General features: G+C 44.3%; 10 protein-coding genes. 4 read left to right on the top strand and 6 right to left on the bottom strand.

The features are described from left to right. A partial coding sequence (locus tag A3766_RS15510) for a co-chaperone YbbN (RefSeq protein ID WP_068642467.1) occupies positions 1-220 on the bottom strand: 220 nt, incomplete at its 3' end. A gap of 125 nt (positions 221-345) precedes the next feature. On the opposite strand from A3766_RS15510, the gene ppx reads away from it, so the two are divergent. From ppx to folK (A3766_RS15490), 4 genes are read left to right on the top strand one after another with little or no spacing between them, the layout of a single operon-like run. Continuing rightward, on the top strand, positions 346-1,872 hold the full coding sequence (ppx, locus tag A3766_RS15505) for an exopolyphosphatase (RefSeq protein WP_068553023.1): 1,527 nt from the start codon (positions 346-348) through the stop codon (positions 1,870-1,872). Between the two features lie 27 nt (positions 1,873-1,899). Then, positions 1,900-2,940, top strand: coding sequence for a tRNA (adenosine(37)-N6)-threonylcarbamoyltransferase complex transferase subunit TsaD (gene tsaD / locus A3766_RS15500; protein WP_068509992.1), 1,041 nt, complete (start codon positions 1,900-1,902; stop codon positions 2,938-2,940). Between the two features lie 28 nt (positions 2,941-2,968). Further along, a complete protein-coding gene (gene folB, locus A3766_RS15495; protein ID WP_068509994.1) occupies positions 2,969-3,349 on the top strand; it encodes a dihydroneopterin aldolase in 381 nt (126 codons plus the stop codon). Next, complete coding sequence (gene folK / locus A3766_RS15490; protein ID WP_068509996.1) at positions 3,342-3,860, top strand: 2-amino-4-hydroxy-6-hydroxymethyldihydropteridine diphosphokinase; 519 nt, start codon at positions 3,342-3,344, stop codon at positions 3,858-3,860. The genes folB and folK (A3766_RS15490) overlap by 8 nt, the downstream gene beginning before the upstream one ends. Positions 3,861-3,862: 2 nt before the next feature. Here the strand turns inward: folK (A3766_RS15490) and pgi are convergent, their stop codons facing one another. From pgi to pcnB, 5 genes are all read right to left on the bottom strand, one after another. Beyond that, positions 3,863-5,536, bottom strand: a complete 1,674-nt coding sequence (pgi, locus tag A3766_RS15485; protein WP_068642465.1) for a glucose-6-phosphate isomerase — start codon at positions 5,534-5,536, stop codon at positions 3,863-3,865. Between the two features lie 21 nt (positions 5,537-5,557). Further along, entirely contained in the window at positions 5,558-6,406 is an 849-nt protein-coding gene (panC, locus tag A3766_RS15480; RefSeq protein WP_068553021.1) for a pantoate--beta-alanine ligase, read from the bottom strand. Positions 6,407-6,419: 13 nt separating this feature from the next. Continuing rightward, positions 6,420-7,214 (bottom strand): 3-methyl-2-oxobutanoate hydroxymethyltransferase, encoded by a 795-nt coding sequence (gene panB / locus A3766_RS15475; protein ID WP_197469979.1) that lies wholly within the window; start codon positions 7,212-7,214, stop codon positions 6,420-6,422. A 98-nt stretch (positions 7,215-7,312) separates the two neighbouring features. Next, positions 7,313-7,816, bottom strand: coding sequence for a 2-amino-4-hydroxy-6-hydroxymethyldihydropteridine diphosphokinase (gene folK / locus A3766_RS15470; RefSeq protein WP_068510005.1), 504 nt, complete (start codon positions 7,814-7,816; stop codon positions 7,313-7,315). Between the two features lie 52 nt (positions 7,817-7,868). Next, complete coding sequence (gene pcnB / locus A3766_RS15465; protein WP_082865097.1) at positions 7,869-9,170, bottom strand: polynucleotide adenylyltransferase PcnB; 1,302 nt, start codon at positions 9,168-9,170, stop codon at positions 7,869-7,871. Positions 9,171-9,742 lie beyond the last annotated feature (572 nt).

Raw genomic sequence — 9,742 nt, 5'->3', positions numbered from 1 at the left:
GAATATTGAATTTAGGTGGGGTTTGCTCATTCTCATCAATATTTAACTTACATATTTTGATCTTGCCAGCATAGTCGTCAGCAATTTCCTCAAGGACAGGGGCGATCATTTTACAAGGGCCGCACCACTCCGCCCAGTAATCGACAAGTACAGGGATGTCAGAATTTAAAACTTCCGTTTCGAAAGTTGCGTCACTTACATTGATGATGTTATCACTCATGTTTTGATTCCAATAAAAGATTTAGAGAAGCCTGAAAGCATTTGATGCGTTACAATACAGCTATCTCTTAAGAAATGAAAAATCGTAACGAGTAATATATAGCCTTATCAGAGGATTTCAAGGACGTGTTAACTCACAATGATACGAAAGCAGAGCCAAATAGCTGCTCAGACCACATTGCAGCGATAGATTTGGGCTCAAACAGTTTTCACATGGTTGTCGCAAAAATTTCTCATGGCGAGATTAGAGTCGTTGATAAGTTTGGTGAAAAGGTCCAGCTAGCGGCAGGTCTCGACGAAAATGGAGAAATAACTCCAGAAGCCCATATCAGGGCAATTGAGTGCTTGAAGCGCTTCTCCCAGCGGATCAAGAGCTTTGACTCTGCATCTGTGCAGATCGTGGGTACAAATGCTTTAAGAGCAGCCAAAAAGAAAACTGACTTTCTGCGTGATGCCGAGCGTGTAACAGGTCACCCAATAGAAATAATTTCTGGCAGAGAAGAAGCGCGTCTAATTTATCTTGGTGTTGCTCATACCCTGGCTGATGATAAAGGCAATCGCCTGGTTATCGATATCGGTGGTGGTAGCACCGAATTGATAATTGGTGAACGCTTTGAGGCAAAAGCCTTAGAAAGTATGCATATGGGCTGCGTTTCTTTCAGAGAAAAATATTTTCCTGGTGGTGAGCTAACTGAGCAAGGATTTAATAAAGCAATCAAGCACGCATCCAGAGAATTATTCAGCATAAAGGAACAATATAAGTCGCTTGGATGGCAGCATACAGTGGGTGCTTCGGGTTCAATTAAGGCTATTCTAAATGCTTTGCGTCATCTTGGTTTAGCTGAAGAAACGATTACATTAAAAGCTTTGAAAGAACTAAAAGGCCTGATGATTACTCTCGGACATTGTGAGGACTTAGTTAAACTAGGTGTGAAATCTGAGCGTGCATCGATCTTTGCAGCCGGCTTTTCCATACTCTACTCATGCTTTAAGGTACTGGGCATCAAAGAAATGGAGTTCACATCGGGCGCGCTTAGGGAAGGTTTGCTGTATGACATACTAGGCCGGATTCAGCATGAGGATGTCAGAGAACGTTCACTTCAATCGATGCAGGCTCGCTATGCTATTGATGTTGAACACGCTGAAAGAGTAGAGAAAACAGCGCTTCATGCATACAAGCAAATTGCTTCGTATTGGGATATAGCCTTACCGCAATGTGAAAATCTACTACGTTGGGCAAGCCGGGTTTTTGAGGTTGGGCACTCTATTGCTCATGCACAATACCACCGGCATGGTGCTTATCTCGTTTATCACTCTGACCTACCAGGTTTCTCGAGATTAACTCAGCTGCACCTTTCTGTGATAGTACGTACTCACAGACGGAAATTTAGTGATGAGCCTTTTATTGGAATGAGTAAACAGGAAACGCAAACACTGAAGCGCCTGTGCACAATATTCAGACTGGCGGTTGCGCTGACAGCAGAACGTAATCAAGCTGAAACGGATTTCACCCTAAGGGCTCAGGACGAGTGCTTATCCCTTAGTATGGGGAAAGGCTGGTTTGAGGCAAATCCCTTAAATACGTCGATCTTGGAGTTAGAGCAAGACTTGTTACGTAAGCAGGGCTTTCTTCTACTGCTAGCTAAAGATTGACGACTTTCCAACTACACGAGATTCTTAATGATTGTTTTAGGTATTGAGTCATCTTGCGATGAGACCGGTGTTGCTTTATATCATAGTGAGAAAGGTTTGCTTGCACACCAGTTATATTCCCAAGTAGAGATGCATGCGGACTATGGTGGTGTTGTCCCGGAATTAGCTTCTAGAGATCATGTAAGAAAAACCATTCCTTTAATAGACGCTATTCTCAAAGAAGCTGGGCTAGAGAAGGGCGATATTGATGCGATTGCCTATACTGCAGGGCCGGGATTAGTAGGAGCGCTGATGGTCGGTGCTTCCATTGCGAATGCCTTAGCGATGGCGCTTGATATCCCCATTATCGGTGTACACCACATGGAAGGACACTTACTGGCGCCGATGCTAGAAGATAGTCCACCGGAATTCCCCTTTATTGGTTTACTTGTATCGGGTGGCCATACTCAATTGGTTTCAGTGCAGTCTATTGGTGAATATGAAATTCTGGGTGAGTCATTAGATGATGCGGCAGGTGAAGCCTTTGATAAAGCGGCGAAAATGTTAGGGCTCGATTACCCGGGAGGTCCCCGAATTGCGAAACTGGCTGAATATGCCCGAACAGAGCTTGGTGGAACACCTTATCGATTTCCCCGTCCAATGACAGATCGGCCAGGACTGGATTTTAGTTTTAGTGGCCTGAAAACTTTTACCTTGAACACGGTAAATGATGTCCGTGCTAAGAAAGAGTTGGATAAAGATGATCAGGCAAGGATCGCGCTAGCATTTGAAGAGGCAGTTGTTGATACGCTTAGAATTAAATGTAAACGAGCCCTTGAACAAACAGGGATGAAAACGCTCGTTATTGCAGGCGGTGTGAGTGCCAATACGCATCTCCGACAGACTCTGGAGCCAATGGTAAAAAAACTGGGTGCCAGGGTTTCTTATGCTCGTCCGGAGTTTTGTACGGATAATGGTGCAATGATCGCTTATGCCGGCTATCAGCGCTTGCAGGCAGGCCAGGGCTCAAATCATGAGTTTGCAGTACAAGCACGTTGGCCACTAGATACGCTGCCTGCACTAGGCTAGATTTTAATCCTGACAATAGGTTAATTTGATGGCTCAAGATTACTCTGAGGTATTAATTGAAAAGCTCGAAATTGACGCCTCAATAGGTGTGTTCGAATGGGAAAAGCAGATCAAGCAAACATTGTTGTTTGACCTTGCTCTAGTGTGTGACTTTTCAGCCGCAGCAGAATCAGATGCCATAGAAGATGCTATTGATTATGTGGCGGTTTGCCAGGAGATTGAGCGCATTACCTTAGCCAAACACCATCAGTTATTGGAGTATCTAGCAGACAAAATAGCCGCATCGCTATTTAATAGCTTTGCAATTAGCGCGATAGAACTAAAAATAAGTAAGCCTGGCGCAGTTCCAAACACAAGATCAGTTGGCGTTAGAGTGAAGCGAACACGAGAGCAGCATAGCCATGCCTAAGGTATTCTTGAATCTGGGCTCAAATGTTGAACGTGATCAGAACTTTCGCTCGGGCCTGAGCAGCCTGAAACGGACCTTTGGTGACTTATCTTTGTCTTCAATTTATGAAAGTGAGCCGGTTGGTTTTGACGGTGCGTGTTTCTATAACATGGCGGTATCAATCGAAACAGAGCTAAGCTTGCCCAAGGTTATAAAGGCATTAAAAACAATTGAAGATAGCCACGGCCGCCTGCGCGGAGATAAACACTTTGCACCAAGAACGCTAGATATTGATGTGGTCAGTTACGGGCAACTGACAGGTTTTCATGATGGAGTTGAGCTCCCGAGGCCGGAGCTATACTACAATGGCTTTGTTCTATGGCCGATGGCTGAGTTAGCACCGGATGATATCGATAGCAAAACTGGCTTAAGCTACCAAGTCTTATGGCAGCTTAAGCAAGTAGAAATCGAAGCGAAGCAAAAGGTATGGCGAATTGATCCAAGTTCAGTTGCTGCTATTCTCAAGCCTTAAGCTTATTTGTTTTCATGAAATCGGTGGTATTCAGCGATTAAACCGGCAGTAGAAGAATCTGCAGCAATGTTGGAATCAGCGTCTTCCAGTTGTTTGAGTACTTCGTTACCTAGCTTTTTACCTAACTCTACTCCCCACTGATCAAAAGAATTAAGCTCCCATATTACACCCTGAACGAAAACTTTATGTTCGTAGGCGGCAATTAGGGCACCGACGCTCTTTGGCAGCGTTTTCTCAATAAGAAAGGTATTACTGGGTTGATTACCTTTGTGCTCCATATGCTTGGCTATGAGTTTGGCTTTGGGTTCGTCGTAACCCCTATTTAATAATTCTTGAAAAGCCTGCCTTTCACTACGCCCCTGCATCAAGGCTTGAGTTTGGCTCAGGCAGTTAGCCAATAACATCTTATGATGAGAGCCTGATGGGTGATGCGTATCAAGCGTAGCAATGAAGTCACATGGGATTAGTTTAGTGCCCTGATGCAATAACTGGTGGAAAGCATGTTGGCCGTTAGTTCCAGTACCCCCCCATATTATAGGGCCTGTATGGTAAGTAAGAGCTTTACCTTTTGTAGATACGTGTTTGCCGTTACTCTCCATATCTAATTGCTGGAGGTGATCAGGAAGAAAGCTCAGATACTGATCATAAGGCATTACGGCATGTGAGTCGGCGCCAAAGAAACTGTGGTACCAAATGCCTAGCATTGCCATCAGGCTTGGCATATTCTGCTCAAAGGGAGCTGAGATAAAATGCTCATCCATTTCGTGTGCGCCTTGTAGCAAGGCTTCGAAGTGCTCATTGCCAATCATAAATGCGATTGGAAGACCAATTGCAGACCAGAGTGAATAGCGCCCTCCTACCCAGTCCCATATAGGGAAGATATTTTCTTCCTTAACTCCAAAGGCTATCGCAGCTTCGATATTACTGCTCACAGCATAGAGATGCATGCCAAGGTCTTCTTGAAGCATTCCGTGCTCTAGTAGAAAGTTCTTTACAGTTTGAGCATTTGTAAGTGTTTCCTGTGTACCGAAGGACTTAGACTGAATCAGGAAAATGGTGGATTCAGGTACGATCTGAGAGAGCACTTGGTGGCTATCGCTACTGTCTACGTTAGCAATATAGTGACAACTCAGGCCTTCTTTGGCGATGGGTGATAGTGCTTCGGTAACTGTTTTGGGGCCTAGATAAGAGCCCCCAATGCCGATACTAACGAGAGTATCAATGGGTTTTCCGGTGTAACCAAGAACTTCCTGTTGGTGTATTTTATCAACGAATTCTTGAATTTGAATTCGACATTCAAGGATTTCATCCAATATATCTTGGCTAGGCGAATAGCTAGTAGTTTGAGTCAGGCTAGACTTTGGAAGTCGTAAGGCCGTATGTAAGACGCCTCTGTCCTCTGTGTTGTTCAGTAAGTCTCCATTCTCTCCTGTGCCACAAAACAAGGCCTTAACCTTTGCTTCAAGCCCTGCTTCAGCAGTGAGCTGAGATAAGAGCGAAATCGTTTCCTCGGTGACACGGTTTTTTGAATAATCATAAAAGACATGTGGTGCCTGAAAGGAGTAGCGATCAAAGCGCTTAGGATCACCTTCAAATAGGTCTTTTACATGAAGCTTAGTAATGAATTTGGCATGATCCTTTAATGCTTGGTAACTAGGTAATACATCCAATGTCATAGTGTTACTCAATATCGATGGTTAAAGATTCACCGTTATATTATCAATTAAACGGGTTGAGCCCAAATACGCGGCTAATAAAATTACGAAAGCTGTATCTGTTTCTTGTGAAGGAGCAAGTGTTGTGGGCTTGGCTATATTGAAGTAATCGGGTTTAAAGCCATTTTTAACCAAGTGTGATTTGGCGTCCTCGCATAATGCAGTGATATCCCGTTCGCCAGCCTGAAGCTGCGCAGCACAATGTTGCAATAGCTGGTAAATCTTAGCGGCAGTTTGCTTTTCTTGCTGGCTAAGGTAACCATTGCGAGAGCTGCGGGCTAGACCTGACTCTTCCCGAGATGTTGGGACGCCAATGATAGAAACAGGCATACAAAGGTCGGAAACCATCTTGCGAATAATCGCTAATTGTTGGAAGTCTTTTTCACCAAATACTGCAATATCTGGTTGCACCATATTAAATAGCTTGGTGACGACGGTGGCGACACCAATGAAGTGACCGGAACGACTGGCGCCGCAGTGATAATCTCCGAGAGCAGGCACATCCACTCTGGTTTCTTCAGCTAAGCCGTTTGGATAGATCTCGCTAACAGGTGGTGCGAACAAGACATCACAATATCTACTACGTAAGTGCTTACTATCATCTTCAAGTGTTCTAGGGTAGGCATCAAGATCCTCGTTCTCACCAAACTGCATAGGATTTACAAAGATACTGCTGACAACTAAGTCTGCTTCTTGGCGGGCACGATCGATAAGACTGAGATGGCCTTCATGAAGATTGCCCATAGTGGGTACAAAGCCGATTACTTTACCGGCTTGTCTAGCTTCTTTGATAACTTTTCGTAGTGCAATAATACTGTTAACGGTGATCATGCTTGAGTCTCGTTTAGCCTGCAAAACTATAATCGGCAGAAGGGAATTCGCCGGACTTAACCGCTTGGTCGTAGTGCTCGAAGGCCTGTTGCACTGAACCGGCGCCTTGCATGAAGTTTTTTACGAACTTAGGCTTATGTCCGGAAGTAATTCCAAGGAGATCATGCATCACCAAGACCTGACCATCGGTAACATTCCCCGCACCAATTCCGATGACAGGGACACTAACTTTCTTGGTAATGAGCTCAGCGAGTGAGGTGGGTACGCACTCAAGTAAGATCATATCGGCACCGGCCTCTTCAAGGGCGCGCGCAGTATTAATCATGGCGTTAGCTTTTTCAGCTTCCTTGCCTTGAACGCGATAGCCGCCTAACTTATTGACAGACTGAGGCGTTAAACCCAAATGTGCACAAACAGGAATGCCTCGATCACTTAAGGCTTCAATATACTCTGCAAGCCACTCGCCGCCTTCTAGCTTGATAATATGGGCACCTGCTTGCATCAACTGTCCACCATAGTTCAAGGTATCGTGAGGGCTATTCAGGGTATTAAAAGGCATATCGGCCATAATTAAGGGAGACTGAGCGCCTCTGCTAACACATTGAGTGTGATAGACCATGTCATCAATACTAACAGGCAATGTCGAGTCCTGACCTTGTAACACCATGCCTAGAGAGTCGCCGACTAATAAAACGTCGATACCAGCATCCGACGCTAACTTAGCAAAGGTTGCGTCATAGGCTGTGACACAGGAGAATTTTCCATTGGACTCTTTTAGTTTACGAAGGCTCAGGGTTGTCGTTTTCATCATATAATCCTTAGTTTTCACAGTAGTATAAAACCGACTACTGATAATCTATGACAGAGCTTAGCTTGTGCGTAGATTAGCTACTTGTTTCGCGAGACTCAAGTCGGAGTGCCATCTAAACGAAGTAAATTATGCTCGCTGCACGAAGAAAGATGTTGTTCTAGGGTCGATGTATCGGGAAGCGTCCAAGCAGGCGCAATTTCGATTGCTGGTACCAGCACAAAGTCTCGTTCCAGCGCATAAGGGTGAGGAATGCGTAAGTCAGGGTCGTCGCTTGATAGCGTTTCATCGTTATAGAATAGAATATCCAGGTCGATGATTCGCTCCCCCCAATGCCGAGTCTTTATACGCCCGAATTCGGCTTCAAGTGTTTGAGTACACTTTAACAAAGCGAGTGGTTCCAGAGCGGTTTCAAGCCAGATGACTGCATTGACGAAGTCATCTTGATCCTGAGGCCCTTGAGGGCAGCTACTGTATAGTGATGATGATGACATTAGCTTTAGTTCAGGATGCCGGGATAGGGCTTCTATCGCCTTTATTACTTGAAGACGAGGACTTTCCAGGTTGCTACCAATACCGATGAGTACTTGATTTAGTTTCATGACTAGCTTTTTCTTCTCGCCGAACAGTTCCTGCTGACTTATACCTGCAGCATTATGATCGCTTTGGACGTCGTGATTGTCGGGTCTTTCGGCGGTCAGCACCAGGTGTCTCACGCTTTTTTCGATGATTAGCTTTGTTATAAACAGCAGAAGGGTGCTTGATTTGGAATTCAGTCCACCACTTAGCGAGTTCGCCGACAGGTTCACCAGCTTGCTCCCGTAACAACAAAAAGTCATAGGCAGCCCTGAATCGTTGCTGTTCAGCGAGGTGGAAAGGCCGCTTGCCGTGAGTCTTAGTGAGTCTGATTTGGTATTCCCATATTTCCTTCATCATTAAGGTGAAGCGCTTGGGTATAGATATATGAGGTAGTTGGCTTTGAAGTGTAAGTTGCCCTGCTTGTTGTAATGCAGGAAATTCGGGAACGCCTTCTTCAATAAGTTGTGACCACAGTCTATCGACTTCAGGCCATAGAAGAGTTGCATACAGAAATGCTGGTGTGACGGGTTTTTCTTGATGAATTCGTTGATCAGTATTTGTTAAGCCTGCCTCGAGCATTTTCTTATAGATAGCACTCTTATCACTGTTTTCCAAGGTATGAGCAATAGCTGGGAACAAGGGCTTAAATAGCCCATAGTCGACTAAGAGGTGAAAAATTTTCAATCCATAGCCAGAGAGAAACAGTTTTAGAATCTCATCGAACAAACGTGCTGCTGCAACGTTGGACAATAGCTGACCGTGCTCTCGTATGGCACCGCTGGTCTCTTCTTCGATATCAAAGTCTAGTTTAGCCGCGAAACGCAAAGCTCTGATCATCCGAACCGGATCTTCCCTATAGCGTGTTTCCGGGTCGCCAATAATGTTGATCAGACCCTGCTTAATATCGTCCAGGCTATCGACATAGTCGTAAATACAAAAGTCTTTAGGGCTGTAATAGAGAGCGTTTATCGTAAAGTCTCTTCGCACAGCATCTTCATCGATACTGCCATATTCATTGTCTCTAAGCAGCATGCCATGCTCTGATTGTTTTTCGTCCTGTTGGTTTACGCTTCCACGGAAGGTAGCAACCTCGATAATCTCGCGGCCAAACAGGATATGGACGAGCTTAAAGCGACGACCAATTAAACGTGAATTCTTAAAAAGAGCATGTACCTCCTCAGGGTGTGCATTGGTCGCAATATCAAAATCTTTAGGATTTTGGCCGAGCAAAATATCCCTGACACCACCACCAACCAGATACGCCTCATAGCCGCTATTATGTAAGCGATGCATAACCTTTAACGCCGATGGGCTAATTTGGCTACGAGAAACGGGATGTTGGTCGCGAGGTATAATGGAAGGAGACAGTCTGGACATGTTTAAACAATCATTGTTGTGGGTTACGAAGTACTAAGACCTTGAGGGGCTCTATCAGCCTTACGTTTTATGAAGCCATACTTTACCATAGACCAAGGCCAAGAGTTTATCTAAAGAGAAAACTGTACCAGAAAAAGTAGCAACACAAGTAATAATAAGAAAAGAGAGGGGGAATGACTTTGCATGAAAAGATCAAACGCTCTCCGTGATTGACCTTTTCATGCTTAAAAGAGCAGACTCTAAATTTTTTGTTGTTGTGAATCCATGTCTGTGCTTTAGGGCAAAAGCTCACACCTTTGCATGTAAACAGAGCAATTTGAATACTCAGAGCGGTAGCTAAAATAAAGTTATCCGGTTTAGGACTAGTGCCACTTTATGTGTTCTTATTAGTCAGAAACAATAACTCAATTCATTTTTTCGGCCGCTAAAAAGCTAGGCATTCAAAATATTCAGTTTACCCCGCATTTATTATTTTTATCGCTGCGGTTTCTACAATAGAAGCTAACTACTATTTTTATTTTTATTTGTATAACTAATATTGGTTATTTTTATTTTTATGCTAGTAAGAGTAG

It is taken from the genome of Oleiphilus sp. HI0132 (assembly GCF_001635845.1).
The sequence above is the reverse complement of the archived record's forward strand: the minus strand, read 5'-3'. Positions and strand labels throughout refer to the sequence as shown.

What these genes read in the sequence shown, in the direction of transcription:
- panB (WP_197469979.1), bottom strand. Translation starts at nt 7,214, where the DNA reads ATGAAAACGACAACCCTGAGCCTTCGTAAACTAAAAGAGTCCAATGGA.
- pgi (WP_068642465.1), bottom strand. Translation starts at nt 5,536, where the DNA reads ATGACATTGGATGTATTACCTAGTTACCAAGCATTAAAGGATCATGCC.
- panC (WP_068553021.1), bottom strand. Translation starts at nt 6,406, where the DNA reads ATGATCACCGTTAACAGTATTATTGCACTACGAAAAGTTATCAAAGAA.
- folB (WP_068509994.1), top strand. Translation starts at nt 2,969, where the DNA reads ATGGCTCAAGATTACTCTGAGGTATTAATTGAAAAGCTCGAAATTGAC.
- folK (WP_068509996.1), top strand. Translation starts at nt 3,342, where the DNA reads ATGCCTAAGGTATTCTTGAATCTGGGCTCAAATGTTGAACGTGATCAG.
- pcnB (WP_082865097.1), bottom strand. Translation starts at nt 9,170, where the DNA reads ATGTCCAGACTGTCTCCTTCCATTATACCTCGCGACCAACATCCCGTT.
- folK (WP_068510005.1), bottom strand. Translation starts at nt 7,816, where the DNA reads ATGAAACTAAATCAAGTACTCATCGGTATTGGTAGCAACCTGGAAAGT.
- tsaD (WP_068509992.1), top strand. Translation starts at nt 1,900, where the DNA reads ATGATTGTTTTAGGTATTGAGTCATCTTGCGATGAGACCGGTGTTGCT.